Genomic DNA, 20384 nt, shown 5'->3' with positions numbered 1-20384 from the left:
CGTGGGAGGCTGGGCGCATGAGGATTCCGGCCATGACGACCCTGCGCTGGTGGGATGTCGCCGTCGGCGGGTCACTGCTGCTGATGGGGATGCTCGCGGCCGCCGACCAGTACCGGTACGGGCACGAGCTCGGGCGCATCGGCGCGCTCGCGACGCTCGCCGCGATCGGCATCGGCTATTTCGGTTTCGGACGGCGCGCGATCGCCTGCCCGAACGGACGGACCGGTTCGGCCTCGCTGGCCGCGACCGTCTTCCGCGGAGTGCTGATCGTCGGCGTGGGCGTCGCAGCGGCGTTCAATCCGAGTCTGGCGACGCTCCAGGCGATCGCCTTCCCGCTGCTCTGGACGCTCACCGACTCCTTCCTCGTCTCCGTCGTCCTGAGTGCCCTCCTGGCGGCATCGGCCGGGGCGGGTCTCTGGCTGGGCATCGGCGGCACTCCCGCAGCCCTCGGGCAGGCGTATACCACCGAAGGGATCTCCTTCGTCTTCGCGATCGCGATGGGCGCCTGGATCACCCGCATCGCTCGCGACGGCAGCACCCAACGGCGTCTCTATGAGGAACTCAGCCTCGCCCAGGACGAACTCGCCGCCCTGCACCGAGATGCCGGGAGCGCGGCCGAACGGGAACGCCTCGCCAGGGAGATCCACGACACCATCGCCCAGAGCCTGACAAGCCTCGTGATGCTCGCGCAGCGCGCGGGGAACGAGCTCGGAGCAGACAGCGGGGCGAGGCCCACCGTCGAGCTCATCGAAGACACCGCCAGGCAGGCCCTGACCGAGGCGCGCACCCTCGTCGCGGCCATGTCGCCCGTGCGCGTCGGAGATTCGACCCTGGCCGAGACCCTGCGCCGCCTCGCCGGGCGCTTCGAACGCGAGACCGGCATCCAGGTGCGGGTGATCCTCGCGGACACCGAGCTCGACGGGCTCGACCGGGAAAACGAGGTCGTGCTGCTCCGCTGCGCCCAGGAAGGCCTCGCGAACGTGCGCAAGCACTCCCGCGCGGCGGCGGCATCCGTTCGCCTCGAACGCGTCGGCACGGATGCCGTGCTCACCGTGACCGACGACGGTCGCGGTCTCGGCGCCTATGCTCCCGCGCACGAGAACGGGTTCGGCCTCTCGGGGATGCGCGACCGGCTCGCCCTCGTCGGTGGCCGGCTCACGGTCGGCGCCGGTGAACGCGGCGGCACCGTGCTGCGGGTGACCGTGCCGGCGGCGGAAGCCGGGAACCCCACGATCTCCGTCGAATCGGTGAGGCACGAGCGATGATCCGGGTCATCGTGGCCGACGACCACCCGATCGTGCGCGGCGGTATCGCGCTGCTGCTCGGCGGCGCCGGCGACATCGAGGTCGTCGGGCAGGCAGGCAACGGCGAGGAGGCCGTCGCGCTCGCGGCCGCGCTCGACCCCGACCTCGTGCTGATGGACCTGCGGATGCCTGTGCTCGACGGCGTCGCGGCGACCGCGCTCATCGTCGCGGCGAACGAGCGGACCCGGGTGCTGGTCCTCACGACGTACGAGAGCGACGACCAGATTCTGGCCGCGATCGCGGCCGGAGCGAGCGGGTACCTGCTGAAGGCCGCGCCCCAGGCGGAGATCATCGAGGGCGTGCGCTCGGTCGCGCGTGGCCAGACCGCGCTCGCCCCGTCGATCGCGGCGATGCTCGTGCACCGGGTGCACCGGATGCCTGACCCGACGCCGCGCCTGTCGGCCCGCGAACTCGACGTGCTCCGGCTCGTGTCCGCCGGCGAGAGCAACCCGCAGATCGGCCGCTCCCTGTTCATCAGCGAGGCGACCGTGAAGACGCACCTGCTGCACGCCTTCGAGAAGCTCGCGGTCAGCGACCGGACCCGCGCCGTGACCCGCGCGATGGAACTAGGGCTGCTGTAGCCCGGCATCCGCTCGCCCCCGCGCACCGCCCGCCCGGCGCGCCCGCCCGCTTGCCCCGCGTGCCCGCCGACAATCGCCGTTCGCGCCCGCCGTCGCCGGTGCGCCGGGGTCAGTCGGCGGATCGGCGACTCTCGGCGACTGTGCGGGCCCGCGGGCGGATGCAGAAGGCAGGCTAGAGCAGCTTGCGCTCGAGCGCCCAGGCGGTGAGCTCGTAGCGGGACGAGAGCTGCAGCTTGCGGAGCACCGCTGAGACGTGCGTCTCGACGGTCTTCGGCGAGATGAACAGGCTCCCGGCGACCTCCTTGTACGTGTACCCGCGGGCGATCAGCCGCATGACCTCCTGCTCCCTCGCGGAGAGGCGGTCGAGCTCCTCGGTCGTCTCGGCGGTCTCCCCGGCGACCGCGCCGAACGCGTCGAGCACGAACCCCGCGAGCCGGGGCGAGAACACCGCGTCGCCGTCCGCGACCCGGCGGGCGGCGTCGGAGACCTCGGCCCCCGATGAACTCTTGGTGATGTAGCCGCGCGCCCCCGCCCGAATCACCCGGACCACGTCGTCGGCGGCGTCGGAGACACTCAACGCGAGGAACAGGGTGTGCGGCGCCCGGTGCGCGGCGTCGTGGATGACCTCGCTCCCCCCGCCGCCGCGCCCGCCGGGCAGGTGCACGTCGAGGAGCACCACCCGCGGCTGCAGCGCGACCACGAGGGCGATCGCCTCGTCGACCGTCGCGGCCTCACCGAGCACTCGGATGTCCGCGTCCAGTTCGGCGCGCAGGCCCGAGCGGAAGATCGAGTGGTCGTCGACGATCACGACGGGGAGCCCAGCGGTCGAGGCGGGTGGGGTGGGCACGCTTCCGGGATCGGTGCCGGGGTCTGGGGCGCCGTGCGGCTCGCTCACGAGCGGCTCCCATCGGCATCCGCAGCGGCAGGCCAGGCCGGGTCGGGGTGAACCGATTCGACGGAGTTTTTCGGGTTTTCGGCCGTTTCCGAGCCGCTCACGTGCATTTTCATCACAAAGTCCGTCGAATTCGTTGGGTGCGGGAGGGCAGGATCTGCGGGAGCGGTCGCCGTGGGCAGGGTGAGCAGGATCTCCGTGCCCGCACCGCCGGGGCCGGGGCGTACGAGCGCGGAGCCGCCGAGGCGGCGCATCCGCCCGATGACGGACTCGCGGACGCCGTGCCGGTCATCCGGAACGTCGTCGAGCCGGAAGCCCGGGCCGCGGTCGGTCACGCTGAGGCTCACCGCGTTCGCCCCCGTCTCGAGGTAGACGGACACCGGCCCGCCCGAGTGCCGCGCTGCGTTGAGCATGGCCTCGCGCCCCGCGGCGAGCAGCCCCTCCGGGGCGGGGCCGAGGCTCGCGCCCGCGCTCACGATGTCGAACTGCACCGGGAAATCGGCCTCGAGCTCCGCCCCGATCCGGCGGAGCGCCGTCGGGAGGTCGACGTCGGGGACGCCGGAGCCGGCCCCGCCCGCACCGGCATCCGCTCCCGCGGCAGTACCAGCGCCAGCGCCAGCGCCGAAGCCGGTCCCGGTCCCGGTAAACAGCCACTCGCGCAGCTCCCGCTCCTGGGCGCGGGCGAGCCGGGCTGCATCGCTCTGCGGCCCGGCCTTCTGCTGGATCAGTGCGAGCGTCTGCAGCACCGAGTCGTGCAGGTGCGCAGCGATTTCGGCGCGCTCGGCCTCGCGCGCCCGTCCCGCGCGCTCGTCGGCGAGGTCGCGCGAGAGCCGCACGAGCCACGGCGCGATCACGACGACGACGCCGAGCAGCACCGAAGCTGATGCGATCACAACCGTCCAACCGTCGGGGCTGTCACTCGTCACGAAGAACAGCAGGATGCCGACGGCGACGAGCACGAGGGCGCCGAGCGCGCGCACGAGCAGAGCGGACGAGTGCTGCTCCGAACCGCCGCGGATGTCCGCGAACTGCCGCCAGGCGAGCGCGGTCCCCGACAGCACGACGATCGCGGGGATGACCACGGCGAGCGGAATGTCGGCGCCGAGCCGGCTCGCGACGAGAGTGAGCCCGGCGGCGAGGAGCGCGAGCCCGAGCAGGATCTCCGTGATCGGAGCCGACCGGGCCGAAGACGCGGCAGCGGCGGCTCGCTCGGCCGCGGCATCCGCGGGACCGCCGAGGCCGTGGCCGGAGCCGGGGGAACCGGCGTACCCGGGCGCCGGGCGCGCGAGGCTCGCCTTGGGGAGCTCGGCGGCCGCGAACCGGGCCGGGTTCGCCGCTGCGGTCGGCGTCGTCACCCAGAGCCAGGCGTAGAGCAGCGCGCCAGCCCCGCCGGCCAGGACGAGCAGCAGCGTCGCGCTGCGCACCACCGGCACGGACAACCCGGTGTGCTCAGCGAAGCCCGCGCAGACGCCGGCGATGATCCGCTGGCGCGGCCGGGTCATCCGCTCGGTTCTCATGTCTTCATCCAAGCACCCCGAAGGCCGCCCCGATCCGGTGCGGCCAGATCTCAGGGTCCGTTCAGGGTTCTCCCCGATAGCAGCGCGCCATCGCGAGTGGTTGAGTGATGTTATGACCGATCAACCGCGTAATCCGACATACCCGGCCGGCCCGGGCCCGTCGGGTCCAGACCAGCTCACCCGTTTCTTCGACTGGATCCGCCGCAGCGGCATGGTCCGCGGCGCAGACCGCTGGTTCGCCGGGGTCTGCGGCGCCATCGGCGGCCGCACCGGACTCGACACGATCATCGTGCGCGGCATCGCGTTCGTGCTCGCCGTGCTCGGGGCACCCGTGCTCTTCGTCTATGCGGTGGGCTGGGCGCTGCTCCCCAACGCACTCGGCCGCATCCACGCAGAGGAAGCCCTCCGCGGCCGCTTCCAACCCGCCATGATCGGGATCGGCGCCGTCCTCCTCCTCACCATCGTGCCGTTCACCCGCGGATTCTGGTGGGACGGACCGCCCGCGGCCTGGGGCATGCCCGGCTGGCTGAGCACTTCGCTGAGCGCAGCGTGGGGCCTCGCGGTCGTTGCCGGCATCGTCTGGCTCGTGCTCTACCTCGTGCGCCGCGGTCCTGGCAGCGGCGGAAACGGCGGCGGCGGCGGTTCCGGCTACGGTCCCGGTTCCGGTTCGGGCGAGCGTCCGCGTCCCACCTCGGGCTACGGCTCGGCAGCGGATGCCGGTGCGACCCGGCCCGCGCCCGGCGCGCCCCCCGCTCCTCCCGCTCCTCCGGCTCCACCCGCGCCCGGCGCCGCGGCCTCTGCGGGCACCGCCGGCCCGGCCGCGTCCGCCGGCTTCGCCCCCCCATCGTCGTGGACCGCGACGCCATCCGCGACCGAGAACCCGTACCAGGCCGACTACCGGAACCGGAACGGGATCCCGCCGGCGACGCCGGGGTCCTACCCTGCCGCATCCGCTTACCCGGGCGCACCGGGCACGCCCGCAACCGCTGCGTACCCGGCGACCGCGGCGAGCGCGACGGCCGCGAACCAGTCCTGGCAGGAACAGTACCGGGTGCGCTCCGAACAGAACCGCGCCTGGCGCGAGCAGAACCTCGCCTGGCAGGAGCGCCAGCGCCAGCGCCAGGCCGAACACGCCGCCTGGCGCCGCGGCCGCCGGCCGAGCGCCGCTCTCTCGGCGATCACCCTCGGGTTCGCACTGCTCGCCGGGGCGATCGTCGCATCCGTCTACGCGCACGGGGTCTGGTCGAACTCCGTGTTCGTGCTCGGCCTCGCCGTCGCCCTCGGCGTCGCGGCGATCGGGATGATCGTGTCCGGCATCCGTGGCCGGGAGAGCGGGGCCCTCGGCGGGCTCGCGTTCCTCGCCGCGCTCACCCTCGTCGCCCTCGGCTGGATGCCGCAGGGCACCCAGTTCGACTTCGCCGGCACCCACAACTGGGCCGTGCCCTCGTCCTCGGCCGGGACTCCCCCCGGCTACGCGATGTTCGCCGGCACGCCGACCGTCGATATCAGCGCCCTCGACAACGCCCCGGCGAAGGACGTCCGCACGATCGACGTCTGGCTCGGATTCGGTGTGACGACGCTCGTGCTGCCGAGCGACCGACCCGTCGAGGTCGAGGTCAACCTCCTCGCCGGCGTCGTGACGACCGGCGGGGAATCGGGCGACCCGGAGCGGGCCGGCATCTTCATCCGCGACGTGCGCACCGTCAACGGCACGGATGCCCGGGCCGTCACCCACGTTCGGGTCTGGTCGTTCGCCGGCCAGGTCGACCTCACCCAGTCCGGCGCCCGCGTCGGCACCGCACGATAGGAGTCCGCCATGACCGATCCCGTCACCCCGCCCACCGGTTCGGGCCGTTCCGGCGGTTCCGCAAAGCCGCCCGCGACCGCCGCCGGCTCCGCAGGCTCCCCCGAGAACGTTGAATCGTCCGAGTACGCCGCGTCCGCCGAGACCGCCGTGCTCCGCCTCAACGCCCCCTTCCCGATCTCGGAGGCCGATACGGAAGTGCTCCCGTTCGAGTCTGGCTCCGCCGCATCCGGACGGACGCCCTCAGCCGATTCAACCGAGACCGCGGTCTTGCCGACGGAGGCCGCTACGCCGCTCGCCGGAACGACCGCTGGGTCTGCCGTCCTGCCGACCGAGTCCGCCACCCTCTCGGCCGCATCGACCGCGAAGACAGCCGTCCCACCGACCAAGGCCGCGACGGCGTCTGCCGGATCGACCGCGGAGACCGCCGTCCAACCGGTCGAGTCCACGACCCCCTCTGGCGCATCGGCGGCGGAGACCGATGTGCTCCCGTTCGGGACGACGGACCGTTCAGGAAACGTCGACACCGAAGTACTCCCAACCGAGCCGGTCAATCCGGAGTTCACCGCATTCGCCGCGCCGCGGGAAAGCGCTGCGCCCCTGGCACCGAGTGCCGCTGCGGGTGCGAGCGCCGGTGCGAGCGCGAGCCGCGCTGGGAGCGCGGCTGCGACCCCTTCGTCCGGCTCGACGCCGCCGCGCGCACCTCGGGCGCCGACCGCACCGACTGCGCCCGTTTACGCGGCTCCGGGCGCGAACGCCCCGGAGACGTGGCCCGCGGCGCCGGCGCGGCGGCGGCATCCGCTCTTCGGCACGATCTTCTGGGGCACGGTGATGCTCGCCTTCTCGGGCTTCATCATCTACCGCACACTCGTGCCCGGAGAGACCGACCCCGCGCTGTGGCTGCTCGGGGGCGTGATCCTGATAGGGCTCGTGCTCATCGTCGCGGGGATCGCCGCGGCCGCCCGTCACGCGACCTGACCGGGCCCCGAGTTCGGACTTGGGTGTTGGTTGAGCGCCCCGCCCCGTCCCGCGCGCCATTTGCGCCGCTACGCTACCGGTATGCCTGGCGCGGAGCGGCGCAAATGGCGCGTGAGAGCGGATGCCGGCAGGCGCAAGGAAGCGAAACCAGGAACTACAGGCCGAGGCCGACGAGCACGGGCTCCGGCTGCAGTATCACGCCGAACTCCGCCTGCACGCGCTGCTGCACGAAGCGGGCAAGCTGGGCGATCTCCTCGCCGCTCGCGCCACCGGTGTTCGTCAGGGCGAGGGTGTGCTTGCTCGACACCGCGGCGCGGGAGCCGGGCAACCGGAAGCCGCGGGAGATTCCGGCATGCTCGATGAGCCAGGCCGCGCTGAGCTTGACGAGCGGAACCACCGGGGCCGCGCCGGGCACGGGGCCGATCCCGTAGTAGTCCTCGAGCGGGATCACCCGGTCGGGAAGCTCGGGGTCGTTCAGCGGCCAGCGCGGCGCGGACTCAGGCAGGGTCCTCGAGAAGCTCAGGGACACAATCGGGTTTGTGAAGAACGAGCCGGCGCTTGTCGTATCCGGGTCGCCCGGGTTGAGCAGCATCCCCTTCGCGGCACGCAGCCGCAGCACGGTCGCGCGCACGTCCGCGAGCGGCACCCGGTCGCCGAGGTGCACGCCGAGGGCGTCCGCGAGCTGGGGGAAGGCGAGGGGGCGGCTGAGCGCTGCCCCGAGAACGGATGCCTCGGCCGCGGTGTCCCACAGCTCCAGCTCGACCGCCACGACGAGGCCGCGGAGCCCGTGCTTCAGCAGGGACGTGCGGTAGCCGAGCTCGAGTTCTGCGGCAGGGATGCGGCGCCGTTCGCCGCTCTCATAGTCGAGGAAGTCGATCGCGACGAGGCTGTTGGCGAGTTCCTGGCCGTAAGCGCCGATGTTCTGCACCGGCGCGGCCCCGGTCGAGCCGGGGATCCCGGAGAGGGCTTCGATCCCCGACCAGCCCTGCGCGACGGTGTGGGCGACGAGATCGTCCCAGGGTTCACCGGCCTGGACCCGCAGGACCACGCGGTCGGCACCGGCACCGGCAGCGGCGTCGGCAGCGGCAGCGACAGCGACAGCGGCAGCGGCAGCGACAGCGACAGCGACAGCGTCGCCGTCAGCGGCACCGGCAGCAGCAGCAGCAGCAGCAGCAGCAGAAGAATCGGCGCTGTCGGCGGCTCGCCCGGGCTCCAGAAGCGTCATGCCGCGGGTCAGCACTCGCACGACGGTACCGTCGAATTCGGTGTCCGCCGCGACGGTGTTCGAGCCGCCGCCGAGCAGCAGCCAGTCCTCGCCGGACGCCCAGACGTCCTGAACGGTCTCGATGAGCTCGTCCTCCGTCTCCGGCGCGAGCAGGAACAGCGGTCGCCCGCCGGTGCGGATCGTGGTGAGTTCGGCGAACGTCGTCGGCGCAGCATCCGCCGGCAACATACCGGCGGTCAGGTCGTGCCCGGCGTCCACGTCGGCCTGCCCGGACGCGGGCGCCGAAGCTCGTGCGGGCGCCGAAGCTGGTGCGGGCACCGAACTGAAAGCGGGGTCCGTCATCGGGGGCCTAGGCGAGCGAGACGCGTGCCTGCGCCTTGCCGAGAACGGTCTGGTCGTTCGCGGTGACCGTGAGGTCGATGCGCACGATGCCGGCATCCGCTTCGATGCGGCCGACCTTCGCGACCACGGACACGACGGCGCCGAGCACGGGATCGACGAGCACCGGGCGGGTGAAGCGCACCTGGTAGTCGACGATTCGGGCGGGGTCGCCGGCCCAGTCGACGACCGGCTGCACGGCGAGGCCCATCGTGAGCATGCCGTGGGCGAGCACGCCGGGCAGGCCTACGGAGACGGCGACGTCGTCGCGATAATGAATGGCGTTGAAGTCACCGGATGCCCCGGCGTACCGCACGAGGGAATCGCGCGTGAGCGGGAAGAGCCCGGTGGCGACGATCTGGCCGAGGGTGAGCGAATCGAGTGCGGGCGTGGCCGCGGGTTCCTGGGTCATTCGTCTCCCCTGACGACGAGGGTGGATGTCGCGGTGACAACGTGGGCGCCGGTCGCGTCGACGACGCGGGACTCCGCCGTGACCATCGAGTGGCCGCCGAGGCTCTTCACGCTCGCGACGGACAGGGTCGCCGTGAGCTCGTCACCGGCGACGATCGGGCGGCTGAACGTGAAGCGTTGCTCGCCGTGCACCACGCGGCTGAAGTCGATGCCGCCGTCGGGCTCGGCGAGGAGCTGGGCGAGCGTGGCCTCCTGGACGACGACCGCGAAGGTCGGCGGGGCGACGACGTCGGAGTATCCGGCCGCACGGGCGGCCGCCGGATCGTGGTTGATCGGGTTGCGCGCGAAGACGGCACGGGAGAACTCCCGCACCTTCTCCCGACCGACGAGATAAGGGGCGACGGGCGGGAAGACCCGGCCCTGCAGTTCGGGGTTGACAGACACACGAGGAGTTTACCGGGCAGACTGGATCCGTGGAATTTGTACGCGTACGCCTGTCCGACGCCGAGGTGGTCCCCCTGTTGAGCGATCTCAATCGCGAATACACGCTGCGGTACGGCGGCGGCGATGACGTCCTCGAGGACAAGGCCGCGGATTTCGCGGCACCCTATGGCGGTTTCATCGTGCTTCGCGAGGGCGACGTGACCGTCGCGGGCGGCGGCATCCGTCGGTTCGATGCCGACACCTGCGAGGCGAAACGCCTGTGGACAAGCCCCGCCTACCGCAGGCAGGGGCACGCCGCCGCGGTGCTCGGCGCGCTCGAGGCGCTCGGCCTAGAGCTCGGCTACACCCGGCTGCGCCTCGAAACGGGCTACCGGCAGCCGGAGGCCCTCGCGATGTACCGCAGCCTCGGCTACACCGAAATCGGCAACTACGGCGTCTACGAGCACGCGACCGGCTTCGAGCGGATGCTGGGCGACGCCCCCACGCGCTGACCCCGCCCCCAGCACCCCTCGTCGCCCCTCGTCGTGGCCGAAGAGCCATGCGACACCTCAATGCCCAGGGTGTTGCAACGACCCCCTGAACCCAAGACACCCGGTTAAGGGCCAAAAGTGCACTCTCGCGGGATGAGGACGCGGGGCGGGAGACGCGCGGGCAGTGGCCCCTGGGCCTCCCGGGCAGTACCGTGGGGAGTGCTATGCATAACAAATTAGAGCCACACCCCGACCTTCCCATCGACCTTCCGACGGCCGAGCGCATCCACGCGGCCGTCGAACACTACGGCGAGACCGCGGTGGTCGACAGTTCCGTGGCCCTGTTGCGCGCCAAGAACGCCGGCAAGGACTTCCTCCTCTACGCCGGCGGCCGCCACGCGCTCGGCATTCTCGAGGGTGCTCCCGCGCTGTACTGGCCCGAGCTGTGGGGCGCACGTGCGCTGCTCTACGTCTGGGGAGAGTCGGCCGCGCCGTACATCGTCGTCGGGCTGAACAACCAGGCCTGGCGGGTACGCGAGATGTGCGCCAGAGTCGTGCAGCTGCGCGACCTCCAGGTCGCCCCGAAGCTCGTGCGCCTCACGACGGACGAGGTTCCGCGAGTGCGCGCCGCGGCCCTGCACGCCCTCGCCGCCCAGGGCACCGAGGAAAACCTCCCCACGATCGTGCAGCGACTGCGCGACCCCGACAAGGAGGTGCGCCGCGCCGCCCAGCAGGCCCGCGACGTGCTGCAGGAACGCTGGCAGCTCTCCCGCGACCCGAGCCAGGGCGAAGAACAGACCCACGGCACGAAGCACACCCACCCCGAGCGCTGACCCGGCGACCGCAGCCGATCAGCTCCTCCGCGCGCCGCCTGCGCCGCTCCGCGCCAGGCCGGGTCGGCCCGCGCCACGCCGCGCCACGCTCCACGCTCTATTTGCGCCGTTCCGCGCCAGGCACGCTTGGCGCGGAGCGGCGCAGGTGCAGCGTAACTCCCCGCGGCCCAGCGAGGGTTGCCGAAAGCCGGCGCCGGGCGTCGCGCGCGCAGCAGGATGCGGGGCGTCATGCGCGCAGAAACAGCCGCGGGACGGGTAACATCGCGCAGGTGACGGACGCGGGGCACGCCCGCAGCAACTGGGGGTCGGATGTATCAGCGCTTCATCGCCATGGGTGACAGCTTCACCGAGGGGGTCGGCGACGAACTCCCCGACGGGCGGCTACGCGGCTGGGCCGACCTCGTCGCGCTCGGGCTCGCCGCGGCATCCGCTGCCCCGGTCTCGTACGCGAACCTCGCCGTGCGTGGCCGCCTGCTCGGCCCGATCGTGGCCGAACAGCTCGAGCCCGCGCTGGTCCAGGCCCCCGACCTGCTCTCCATCTGCGGTGGCGGCAACGACATGATGCGCCCTCGCGTGGAGATTTCGCGCGTGGTCGGTCTGATGGACGAGGTCGTCGAGGCCGGGCTCGCGCACGGCGCGCACGTGCTCGTGCTGAGCGGGGGCAACCCCTCGAAGCAGCTCCCCCTGGGCTCGCTCATGCAACGCCGCGGTGACCAGCTCGCCGACGCCGCCCGCGCCGCCTTCACCCGGCCCGGCGTCACGCTCGTCGACAACTGGGCGGATGCCCGACTCACCGATACCCGATACTGGTCGGCGGACAAGCTGCACCTGAACGCGAGCGGGCACACCCTGATCGCGTCCAATGTGCTCACGGCTCTCGGCGTGCCGGTTCCCGCGGAGTGGTCGGCGACGGACGCGTCGGGAGCTCCGACGGCCCCTCCGGCCCAGCGGATGCGCACCGCGGCCTATTACCGCGGCTATGTGTTGCCGTGGATCGGGCGGCGCCTGACCGGTAAGTCCTCCGGCGACGGCCGCGAACCCAAGATCCCGCTCCTCACGGCCGTCGACCCCGCCTGAGCCGAGACCGCCCCGCGGCGCGCGTCGAGCCGCTCGTTTCGCCTCGAGGCGCGCGTCACGTCTCGAGGCGCGCGTCACTTCTCGCGGCGCGCGCTCTACCGATCGCCCCGGGACGCCGGAGGCGCCCCGAGACCGCCAGCCCACTTCGAGACGGAAGGTACGCCACGACGACGACGCGCGACCGCAAGCGTGCGCGCAGGAGGGCGGCGGCGGCGAGGCTCAGAGGGCGGGCGGCACGCGGAGCAGGGCTCCCTCAGAGCGGCAGGTCGCGGCCGCGATGCGCATGGCGCTCGCGAGCAGATGTTGCCAGCCTGCGGCATCCTTCGGGACGCCGTCGCTGAGGAAACTCTGCACGCTCGAGGCCAGGGTCGCGTCGCCGCCGCCCATGGTGTCGACGACCACGCCGGGCAAGGACGCGATCGGCTCGCTCACGAGCAGGCCGTCTTCGGTCTTGATCGAGGCTCCTGCGCGGCCCGCGGTCGCGAGCACGTGGTGCGTTCCGCTCGCGACGAGGCGCTCGCTCAAGTCCTCGAGGCTACTGCCGTAGAGGAGCTCCGCGTCCTCGTCGCCGACCTTGGTCAGCAGGCTACTCGCTGCGGCGCGCTCGAAGTTCTCCACGAAGCGGGCCTTGTCATGCAGCATCCCGGCCCGCGGATTCGGGTCGATCACGAGGCGGTGCTCGCCGTCGCCGACCGCGGCGAGGAACTCATCCGTCTGCGCGGTGTCGTCGAATGGGAAGCAGCTCACGACGACGAGCGGCGCGGCGTCGATCGCGGCCCGCTCCCGGGGACCGAATTCGATGCGCCGCTTCTGCGCTGCCTCGTTGAAGGCGTACCTCGGCTCACCGTCGGTGCGGTCCGACGTCGCCCGGGAGCTCCCGAATGGTCCGGGCGTCGCAATCAGCTCCACGTCGTAGATGGCGATGAAGTCGCGGAGCACGGCGCCGTCTGCGTCATCTCCGACCATCGCGATCAAGGTCGTCGGCACGCCGAGGACGGCGAGGCCGACAGCGACGTTGAGCGCTGCCCCACCGGGGAACTCCTGCACTGAACCGGGTTCGCGCATCTCGTCGATGAGCGCATCGCCCACGACGACGACGCGCGGGCGGGTCGCCCCCGCACCTGCAGTCTCGGTGCCTGGCGCAGTCGCGTTTTCTGTCATTTCGGTCTCATCTCCCCTGATCCGCGCGTGATCAGCTCGGTTGGTACAACATAGGTTCTCCCGGCGGAGCGGTCTCCGTCGAGTCGGGCAAAGATCCGTGCGGCGGCGAGCCGGCCGATCTCGTGCGGGTTCTGCGCGACGACCGTGACGCCCGGTTCGAGCAGGTCGGCAAGAGGCACGTCATCGAAGCCGACGAGCGCAACCGTGTGGTGTGCGCCCCGCTCGCGCAGGCCGCGCACCGCGCCGATGGTGATGAGGTTCTGGCTGCTGAACACGGCGGTCGGCGGATGCTCCGACTCGAGCAACGCGATCAGCGCGCGGTTCGCGGCGTCCTCGTCGTGCAGGCCGGTGATGAGCGGGATGTCCGCGGTCGCGACCCCCGCCCGCCCGAGTTCCTCGAGGAACCCCCTGCGGCGTTCCTGCGCCGTCTGGATGTCGGCCCGGTCGCCGAGGAAGGCGATCCGCCGGTGCCCGTACGAGAGCAGATGCCGCGTCGCGGCCGCCGCGCCCGCCGCGTTGTCGCTCACGACGACATCCGCTTCGACGCCGGCCGGCTCGCGGTCGACGAAGACGACGGGAGTGCCGCGGCGCAACTCGGGCAGGAGGTAGCCCTGGCTCTTCGACACGGTCGTGAGGATGAGGCCGTCGACACGACGGCGCAGGAACGCGGACACCGCGATTTCTTCACGGTCGGGGTCGTCGTCGAGGCTCGACGCGAAGACCGCGACTCCGCGGGCGTTGGCCGCGTCCTCGACGGCGCGGTGCATCGCGCCGGAGAACGGGTTGCCGACGCTGCCGACGAGCAGGCCGAGGGTGCCACTGCGGCCGTCGGCCCTGCGCAGGTTGCCCGCGTGCAGGTCCGGGTGGAAGTCCAGGCTCTCGGCCGCGGCACGCACCCGGGCTATGGTGGCGGGCGACACGTTCGGTTCACCGTTGATCACCCGGGAGACGGTCTTCACGCCCACCCCGGCGAGCGCTGCAACGTTCTTCATCGTGGGGCGGGCACGCGGGTCGACGACGTCTACTGGGCCCGCCGCCCAGTCTTCCGGTCCTGACATCGATGTCACAGTTTGGTCTCCGCCTCACGATTGCACTTGACCTTATTACATTCAACGCTGAGGATGATCACTGACATCGTTGTCAGAGAGCACCGATCATGACCGGGGCCAGGAAGGCATGACCATCACACCACCCACGCATCCCGGCGAGCCCGTCGCCCTGTTCGCCGAATTCACCGCCCTCCCCGGCCGCGGGGACGAGGTAGCCGCGCTCCTCGCCGGCCTGACCGTCGACGTTCGCCGGGAGCCGGGCAACGTGACCTTCGACCCGCACCGGCGCGTTTCGGACCCGCTCGAGTTCTTCGTCTACGAGGTGTACCGCGACGCCGACGCGTTCCAGGCGCACATCACGGCGCCATACGGGACAGTGTTCAACGCCGCCCTCGGCGACCTGATCAAGGGCGAGGGATCGGAGCTGACCTGGCTCACCCCTCTACCCGTCTGATTTCTGCGAGGGCCGAACGTTGGGCATCCTAGAAGCGGATGCCCGACGACCGGGCGTCCCGAAAGGTAACCATGCGCCTCATCCTGATCCGGCACGGCCAGACGGTGTCCAACGTCGGTGGTCTCCTCGACACCGCGCACCCCGGCGCCGACCTCACGCCGCTCGGTCGCGAGCAGGCCGGGAATCTCGTGGCCGCCCTCGAAACGGTGACGATCGACGCCCTCTATGTCTCCACCCTCGTACGCACCCAGCAGACCGCGGCACCGCTGGCGGCAGCACGGGGACTCGAGGCCCACGTCCGCGATGACATCCGCGAGGTGGGAGCCGGCCACCTCGAGGGACGCCACGACCGGGCCGCCGTCGACGCGTACTGCACGACGTTCCTAGCCTGGGCGAACGGCGACCTCGACGCCGTGATGCCCGGAGGAGAGTCCGGCAGGGACACCTTCGCCCGGTTCGACCGGGTCGTGACGGAGGCCGCCGAGCTCGGGCTCGAGACCGTCGCCTTCGTCAGCCACGGAGCAATCCTGCGCGCCTGGACGGGGTACTCCTGCAGCAACCTCCACGCCGGCTATGTGTCGGACAATCCGCTCAGCAATACCGGCACGATCGTCGTCACTGGTTCGCCGCTCACAGGGTGGACCGCGGAGAGCTGGATCGGCAGCGTCCTCCCCGAGGTCCTGACGAGCACCCCCGCCTCATCCGGACCCGCCGGACTGCCAGCGGACCGTGGATTCTGAGCGCGCCCACCGGTTCTCTTTTCGGCGTACCTACGCTAATCTGATTCAACTGTACGACGCCGGATCGCTCGGACTCGGCCTCGCCGCACCCCGAAGAATGGACAACACGATGAGCATTGGCGCCGGCATCTTCCTCCTTGTCGTCGGAGCGATCCTTGCATTCGCCGTTGATCTCCAGGTCGCGGGAATCGACCTGAAGACGATCGGTTACATCCTGATGCTCGCCGGACTTGTCGGAGTCATCCTCGGCATCGTGCTGATCACGCGGCGGCGACAGTCTGTTTCTACGACTCGGTCGGCCGTCGATCCTGCCAGCGGTGAACAGACCACCCGGCAGACGACCGAGCGCGACCCGCTGATCTGAATTTCCCAGGTTCGGGATATCCCGGCGAACCGAAACCTCGACACTGACAGGGTCAGATGACCGCGAAACCCACAGGGCTTCTTGGCCACCGTTACCAGCTCAAGGAGCTGATCGGACGCGGCGGCATGGCGTCCGTCTACCGGGCCGCCGACAACAGGCTCGGCCGAGATGTCGCGATCAAGGTTTTCACGACCGTCGCCATCGAACAGGACGACATCCAGCGCCAGCAGGCTGAGATCAACGTGCTCGCAAGCCTCAGCCACCATAGCCTCGTGACGCTCTTCGACGTCGGTGTGCACCGGGCCACGCCCGATCGGCGCCAGATCTTCCTGGTGATGGAACTCATCGACGGTGTCGACCTCCGGGAGCGACTCCTCGAAGGTCCGCTGTCGGTGCGGAACATCGCCCAGCTCGGCTATGACCTGGCCGAGGGCCTCGAGTATATCCACGGGCGAGGCATCGTGCATCGGGACATCAAACCGGCGAACATCCTCCTCGCCCAGTACAGCACCCGGTTCCGGGCGCGCGCCAAGCTCACCGACTTCGGCATCGCGCTGTCCCCGGCGAGTGAGCGCCTGACGAACGGTGGCATGACGTCGGGAACGGCGGCGTACCTCAGCCCGGAGCAGGCCAGAGGCGAGGAGGTCGGACCGCCGAGTGACGTCTACGCTCTCGGACTGGTGCTCCTCGAGTGTTTCACCCGGGAACTCGCCTTTCCCGGCCAGCCGGCTCCGGCGGCCGTCGCCCGCCTCCTGCGCGATCCGGTGATCCCGGCGTCCATATCGCCGGCCTGGCGCGACCTGCTGTCCACCATGCTCGCCAGGGACCCCGCCGACCGGCCCGACATCGGCGAGGTGGTGCTCGCGCTCCGCCAGGCCGTGATCACGGAGACGGGCAGGCACAGGGGCGAGGAAACCATTCCCCTCTTGACGAACGAAGCAGGGCGGATGGCTGCGGTCGCCCGTCTGCAGATCCTCGAAACTCCTCCGGACGGAACCTTCGACCGGATCACAGCACTCGCCGCCAGGATCTTCTCAGTGCCGATCTCCATCGTGAGCATCGTCGACCAGGACCGGATTTGGTTCAAGTCCCATGCCGGGCTCGACCTCGAACAGATCTCCCGAGACCCTGGCCTGTGCGCCTCGGCGATCATGCAGGACAAGCCCTGGGTGATCGAGGATGCGCGCACGGATGTCCGCGCCCTCGCGAATCCCCTGGTCTCCGGTGGTTTCGGCCTGCAGTTCTACGCGGGCGTTCCGCTGCGCACCCGGGACGGATTCAACCTCGGCACGCTGTGCGTGCTCGACTTCGAACCGAGAACCGTGACGGATGCCGAGATCACGACCCTGGGCGACCTCGCCGTCATCGTCATGAACGAACTCGAGCTTCGGCTCGAGTACGGCAGGGACCTCACCCGGCCGGCTGAGGCTGGCACTTCGGCGGACTGACGACACCAGGTCGCCGGGGTCATCCCGCTTCCGGTATCGCGGATCCGGGTGAAGACCTCGCCGTCCAGGGCTGGTGCGCTGCACGATCCTGGTCCGCCTCCACCCCGTTGCGACGAGGGGTGATAGGTGCTTAAGACAAGGCGCCGGTCGATGCCCGTGCGGCGCGGCGGTTCATTGTGAGGATTCCGAGTCCGGCCACGAGAAAAACGACGCCGACAACGGTGGCCGGCGTGAAGTCCTCGTGCAGAACGAACACGCCGAGTGCGGTCGCGGTCACGGGTTCGACAAGCGTGAGCGTCGACACCTGGGATGCCGACAGGCCCCGCAATCCGCGGGCGAAGAGGGTGTAGGCGAGGGCGGTCGCCACGACCGCCAGCCACGTCGCCGTCGCCAGCCCTGCCGGTTGGGCGAGCCAGACCGGGTTGCTCGCGAGCAGAACGGGCAGCATCAGCACGGCGGCCGCACCGAATGTCGCTCCCATGGCGGCCGCGGGCGCCCAACCGCGATCGAGGAGCAGCTTCGTACTCAGTGTGTACACCGCGTAGGACGCGGCCGCGCCGAGAGAGCCCGCGATCCCGAGCGCCGTCACGGGCCCGCCTCCCCCGCTGAACAGCCCGGACAGCGCCGCGACCCCGATCGCCGCAACCGCCGTCGCACACGCCCAGCGGATGCCCGGGGGCCTGCGGAACCAGCCCCACTCGAGCAGTCCCGTCAGCACGGGAGCGGAGCCGAGGGCGACGAGCGTGCCGACCGCGACCCCGTTCTGCGCGGTCCCGGTGAAGAAAGCCGGCTGGTACGCGTCAACGCCCGCCGCCCCGAGGAGCACAAGCGCCACGCTCGAGCTGCGCAGCCGGCTTCGGACGCGCTCCGGCTCGCGGTCGCTGTCGCCGTCGCGGTCGGCCGCGGCCGACCGCCTCCGGCGCTCGGCGAGCGCCACCGCGAACGCGAGGATCGCCAGGAGCGCGCCGCCGAACACGATGCGCGCCGCGCCGAGCGACGTCGCGCTCGCCTCGGCGCCGACGAGGGCGCCGAGTGCCTGAGCGGTGCCCGTCGTCCCGAAGCACACGGCCGCAAGCACGACCAGCCACCTCGAAGCCCGCACGGTCATACGTCATTGTTCCATGCGCCCGGCCGCGTCCGGCCCCCGCGAGATGGACCGTCGAGATGTGCTGTTCCGGTCGAGAGTTCCCGTCCTGCCGGCGGCTCTCGACCGGAACGGTTCATCTCGGCGCGCACCCTCAGGTCGTGGGTCACCGCATCCGGTCGAGGTCGGCGAGGAGGGCCCTGACCCGCGCCTCGATCTCGTCGCGAATCGCCCGGACGCCCTCCATCGGGAGTCCGACAGGGTCGGCAAGTTCCCAGTCGAGGTACGTGCGGCCGGGATAGACCGGGCACGCGTCGCCGCAGCCCATCGTGATCACGTAGTCCGCCGCCCGGACGACCTCGTCCGTCAGGGGCTTGGGGTACTCGCCTGCGAGAGGAACGCCGATCTCGTCGAGCGCGGCGACGACCATCGGATTGACCCGGCCGGCCGGAGCCGACCCTGCCGTCAGGACCCGCACGCGCTCCCCGGCGAGCGACCGCAGAATGGCCGAGGCGAGCTGGGACCGTCCTGCGTTCTGAACGCAGACGAACAGCACGTCCGGAACGTCGGGAACGTCGGGAGAGTCTGGAGAACCCGGCACGCCCTTCGCGCCCGTCGCGACGAGACCGTCCGTCGCAATCCGACCGTCCGCCGCGGCCAGCGACCGCAGTCGGTCGCCGGCGAAGCGCGCCGTGAACGAGGGAAGATAGCGGGTGATCTTCGCCTGCCCGGCGAGGAGTTCATAGCTCTCCCGCACGTACCGGCCGACGGTTTCGTGCGAGAACGTGCCCCGGAACCGGGTCGCGAGGTCGTCCGTGATGCGCGCCAGCACGGGCGCGGCCACGACGACCGCGATCGGGTCGGTGTCGCTCCTGGTCGTCTCGAGAACGTCGCCGACCCGCTCGGGCATGACCGAATACCAGACCTGACGACCGACCTGAGCCCGGGCGAGCAGGCCCTCCTCGGTCATGATGCGCATGTGATGGCTGACGGTCGGCTGGCTCAGTCCGAGTGCCGTGGCGAGTTCGCCGACGAGTGCGCGGCCATCCGGCCGACTGACGATCATGCCGAGGAGCTGCACCCGGGTCGGGTCGGCCATCGCGCGCAGGCCCCGGGCGATGTCCTCGGCGGCCGCGCGGTCGAGCGGCCGCAGCGCGTCCGGATCGGGGCCGGCAAGGTCTGTTCGCATAGACGCGAGTCTATGTGACCGGGCAGCGGATGCCCCGAGCGACCCGACGTGCCACCTGGCCGGCGTCCCGCGCTCCACGTACGCCGCTTCGCACCAGTTGCGACACCTCGTCGCGGGCTCACGCGACAGTTGCGCAGCTTCGCGCCAGTTGCGACACCTCGTCGCGAGCCCGCGCGCCACTTTTGCCGCTTAGCGCCAGGCACGCTTGGCGCGAAGCGGCGGAACTGTCGCGTGAGCCCGGATCGACACAGCCAGGTGCGGCCCGGGCGCCTACTGGGACGGGTCGAGGGTGAACAGCTCCGGATTGGTCTGCCGCACCGCTGCAATGTCGTTGAAGACACGGCGCAGGTGTTCCCGCATGGCGCTCGCGGCAGCATCCCCATCGCCCGCCGCGAGCGAGTCGGTGATGACCTGATGCTGGTCGATCAACACGCTCATCCCGGTGAAGGACAGCGAAAGGTGCCGCGCCCTGTCGAGGTGCGCCTTCGCCTGGGCGACGGTCCGCCAGGCGGAGCCGTGGCCGCTGATGCCCATCAGGGTCGCGTGGAACTCCTCGTCGAGGGTGAAGAAGCCGGACTGGGTCTTGCGGCTGTCCGCGATCCGCTGGGCGTCGATGATCGCGTTCAGTTCGGCGATGTCGTCGGGCGTCGCGCGGGCGACGGACTCGTTCAGTGCCGCGAGCTCGAGGGATTCGCGCACGAACTGGGCCGTCTCGATCTCGGAGAGCAGGATCGGGGCGACGAGCGTGCCGACCTGAGGGACCACGAAGACGAGCTGCTCCTCGGCGAGGAGGATGAGGCTCTCCCGGATCGGGGTGCGGGACAAGCCGAGCTGGCCGGCCAGCTCGTTCTCCGACAACCGGGTGCCTGGGGCCAGGTCGAGCGTGATGATCTTCTGGCGAATGATCTCGAGCGCGTGCGTGCGGGCGTTGCGCCGTGTGGTCGCGGGCCTGGCCCGAAACGCTCCCGATTCCATCGTCAT

Annotated in this window: 21 protein-coding genes; 11 read left to right on the top strand and 10 right to left on the bottom strand. The window is 71.1% G+C overall.

Annotated features, from left to right (window positions below):
* Positions 1-17: 17 nt before the first annotated feature.
* Together RCH22_RS18165 and RCH22_RS18160 are read left to right on the top strand one after the other, a co-directional pair.
* On the top strand, positions 18-1265 hold the full coding sequence (locus RCH22_RS18165; protein ID WP_327015042.1) for a sensor histidine kinase: 1248 nt from the start codon (positions 18-20) through the stop codon (positions 1263-1265).
* On the top strand, positions 1262-1885 hold the full coding sequence (locus tag RCH22_RS18160; protein ID WP_327015041.1) for a response regulator transcription factor: 624 nt from the start codon (positions 1262-1264) through the stop codon (positions 1883-1885). The genes RCH22_RS18165 and RCH22_RS18160 overlap by 4 nt, the downstream gene beginning before the upstream one ends.
* Before the next feature lie 172 nt (positions 1886-2057).
* On the opposite strand, the gene RCH22_RS18155 is transcribed toward RCH22_RS18160, so the two are convergent.
* Both RCH22_RS18155 and RCH22_RS18150 read right to left on the bottom strand, forming a co-directional pair.
* On the bottom strand, positions 2058-2732 hold the full coding sequence (locus RCH22_RS18155) for a response regulator transcription factor (protein ID WP_327015566.1): 675 nt from the start codon (positions 2730-2732) through the stop codon (positions 2058-2060).
* A gap of 44 nt (positions 2733-2776) precedes the next feature.
* Entirely contained in the window at positions 2777-4294 is a 1518-nt protein-coding gene (locus RCH22_RS18150; RefSeq protein WP_327015040.1) for a PspC domain-containing protein, read from the bottom strand.
* A gap of 112 nt (positions 4295-4406) precedes the next feature.
* On the opposite strand from RCH22_RS18150, the gene RCH22_RS18145 reads away from it, so the two are divergent.
* Positions 4407-6101 carry a PspC domain-containing protein gene (locus RCH22_RS18145; RefSeq protein ID WP_327015039.1) on the top strand — a complete coding sequence of 565 codons (1695 nt, stop codon included), beginning with the start codon at positions 4407-4409 and terminating at the stop codon, positions 6099-6101.
* Positions 6102-6110: 9 nt separating this feature from the next.
* A complete protein-coding gene (locus RCH22_RS18140) occupies positions 6111-7076 on the top strand; it encodes a hypothetical protein (protein ID WP_327015038.1) in 966 nt (321 codons plus the stop codon).
* Between the two features lie 154 nt (positions 7077-7230).
* Here RCH22_RS18140 and RCH22_RS18135 read toward each other — a convergent pair whose 3' ends face one another.
* The 3 genes from RCH22_RS18135 to RCH22_RS18125 are packed head-to-tail and all read right to left on the bottom strand — an operon-like array spanning position 7231 to position 9534.
* Positions 7231-8643, bottom strand: coding sequence for a UDP-N-acetylmuramate dehydrogenase (locus tag RCH22_RS18135; RefSeq protein WP_327015037.1), 1413 nt, complete (start codon positions 8641-8643; stop codon positions 7231-7233).
* A 7-nt stretch (positions 8644-8650) separates the two neighbouring features.
* On the bottom strand, positions 8651-9091 hold the full coding sequence (locus RCH22_RS18130) for a MaoC family dehydratase (RefSeq protein ID WP_327015036.1): 441 nt from the start codon (positions 9089-9091) through the stop codon (positions 8651-8653).
* Positions 9088-9534 carry a MaoC family dehydratase N-terminal domain-containing protein gene (locus tag RCH22_RS18125; protein ID WP_327015035.1) on the bottom strand — a complete coding sequence of 149 codons (447 nt, stop codon included), beginning with the start codon at positions 9532-9534 and terminating at the stop codon, positions 9088-9090. The genes RCH22_RS18130 and RCH22_RS18125 overlap by 4 nt, the downstream gene beginning before the upstream one ends.
* 29 nt (positions 9535-9563) lie before the next feature.
* Here RCH22_RS18125 and RCH22_RS18120 point away from each other — a divergent pair, with 29 nt between their 5' ends.
* The 3 genes from RCH22_RS18120 (at position 9564) to RCH22_RS18110 (ending at position 11914) form a co-directional block, all read left to right on the top strand.
* The gene (locus RCH22_RS18120) at positions 9564-10025 is read left to right on the top strand and encodes a GNAT family N-acetyltransferase (protein ID WP_327015034.1); all 462 of its coding nucleotides are present in this window, start codon (positions 9564-9566) and stop codon (positions 10023-10025) included.
* A 203-nt stretch (positions 10026-10228) separates the two neighbouring features.
* Positions 10229-10837, top strand: a complete 609-nt coding sequence (locus RCH22_RS18115) for a HEAT repeat domain-containing protein (protein ID WP_327015033.1) — start codon at positions 10229-10231, stop codon at positions 10835-10837.
* A 309-nt stretch (positions 10838-11146) separates the two neighbouring features.
* Positions 11147-11914: an SGNH/GDSL hydrolase family protein gene (locus tag RCH22_RS18110; RefSeq protein ID WP_327015032.1), complete on the top strand. Its 768-nt coding sequence runs from the start codon at positions 11147-11149 to the stop codon at positions 11912-11914.
* Between the two features lie 219 nt (positions 11915-12133).
* On the opposite strand, the gene RCH22_RS18105 is transcribed toward RCH22_RS18110, so the two are convergent.
* Together RCH22_RS18105 and RCH22_RS18100 are read right to left on the bottom strand one after the other, a co-directional pair.
* Entirely contained in the window at positions 12134-13075 is a 942-nt protein-coding gene (locus tag RCH22_RS18105; protein ID WP_327015031.1) for a PfkB family carbohydrate kinase, read from the bottom strand.
* Entirely contained in the window at positions 13072-14067 is a 996-nt protein-coding gene (locus tag RCH22_RS18100) for a LacI family DNA-binding transcriptional regulator (RefSeq protein WP_327015565.1), read from the bottom strand. The genes RCH22_RS18105 and RCH22_RS18100 overlap by 4 nt, the downstream gene beginning before the upstream one ends.
* Positions 14068-14251: 184 nt before the next feature.
* Here RCH22_RS18100 and RCH22_RS18095 point away from each other — a divergent pair, with 184 nt between their 5' ends.
* From RCH22_RS18095 to RCH22_RS18080, 4 genes are all read left to right on the top strand, one after another.
* Positions 14252-14578: a putative quinol monooxygenase gene (locus tag RCH22_RS18095; protein WP_327015030.1), complete on the top strand. Its 327-nt coding sequence runs from the start codon at positions 14252-14254 to the stop codon at positions 14576-14578.
* Positions 14579-14649: 71 nt separating this feature from the next.
* Positions 14650-15318: a histidine phosphatase family protein gene (locus tag RCH22_RS18090; RefSeq protein WP_327015029.1), complete on the top strand. Its 669-nt coding sequence runs from the start codon at positions 14650-14652 to the stop codon at positions 15316-15318.
* Positions 15319-15427: 109 nt separating this feature from the next.
* Positions 15428-15682, top strand: a complete 255-nt coding sequence (locus RCH22_RS18085; protein ID WP_327015028.1) for a DUF6458 family protein — start codon at positions 15428-15430, stop codon at positions 15680-15682.
* Between the two features lie 56 nt (positions 15683-15738).
* On the top strand, positions 15739-17130 hold the full coding sequence (locus RCH22_RS18080; RefSeq protein WP_327015027.1) for a protein kinase: 1392 nt from the start codon (positions 15739-15741) through the stop codon (positions 17128-17130).
* Between the two features lie 130 nt (positions 17131-17260).
* Here the strand turns inward: RCH22_RS18080 and RCH22_RS18075 are convergent, their stop codons facing one another.
* The 3 genes from RCH22_RS18075 to RCH22_RS18065 all read right to left on the bottom strand — a co-directional run bounded on the left by RCH22_RS18075 (position 17261) and on the right by RCH22_RS18065 (position 20384).
* A complete protein-coding gene (locus RCH22_RS18075) occupies positions 17261-18208 on the bottom strand; it encodes an EamA family transporter (RefSeq protein WP_327015026.1) in 948 nt (315 codons plus the stop codon).
* Positions 18209-18380: 172 nt separating this feature from the next.
* A complete protein-coding gene (locus RCH22_RS18070) occupies positions 18381-19403 on the bottom strand; it encodes a metalloregulator ArsR/SmtB family transcription factor (protein WP_327015025.1) in 1023 nt (340 codons plus the stop codon).
* 270 nt (positions 19404-19673) lie between these two features.
* Positions 19674-20384, bottom strand: coding sequence for a GntR family transcriptional regulator (locus RCH22_RS18065; RefSeq protein ID WP_327015024.1), 711 nt, complete (start codon positions 20382-20384; stop codon positions 19674-19676).

Source organism: Cryobacterium sp. GrIS_2_6, from assembly GCF_035984545.1.
In the GTDB taxonomy this organism is placed as follows: domain Bacteria; phylum Actinomycetota; class Actinomycetes; order Actinomycetales; family Microbacteriaceae; genus Cryobacterium.
Note: the sequence above shows the minus strand (reverse complement) of the source record. Positions and strands in the feature narration are given on the sequence as shown.